This is a genomic window from Mesorhizobium sp. M7A.F.Ca.MR.176.00.0.0, assembly GCF_004023165.1.
In the GTDB taxonomy this organism is placed as follows: Bacteria; Pseudomonadota; Alphaproteobacteria; order Rhizobiales; family Rhizobiaceae; genus Mesorhizobium.
Genome location: NZ_RZTC01000221.1, coordinates 3,761 through 4,092, shown reverse-complemented (window position 1 = coordinate 4,092; position 332 = coordinate 3,761). Strand labels below are relative to the sequence as shown.

At 67.2% G+C, this 332-nt stretch carries 1 pseudogene; it reads right to left on the bottom strand.

Annotated features, from left to right (window positions below):
• Positions 1-332, bottom strand: a pseudogene (locus EOB59_RS37050) (DNA repair protein RecN); the annotation flags it as partial.

Below are 332 nucleotides of genomic sequence, written 5' to 3'. Positions count from 1 at the left end.
ATATTCGGTGGCGCGGCAATGCTGCCTCGACGCCCGATTGCGCCGCGTCGAGCGACAGCATCGCCTCGTCGAGCGATTTGACGACATCGTCGAGCAGGCCGGGCGCCTCCGTCACCTTGCGCTGCAGCCGCCGCAACAGGCTGGCCAGTTGCGGCAGGGGCGAAGATGGGCCCGACAGCACATCCTGCGCGTCATGGATTTCGGAAGCGATCTTTTCGGCCCGCATCATAGACGCGCGCAATTCGGCAAGGTCGGTCTCCTCGCCCGGCTGCGGATCGAGCTTGGTCAATTCCGCCACCGCCGCGCGCAGATAGTCGGCCTCGCGCGCGGCC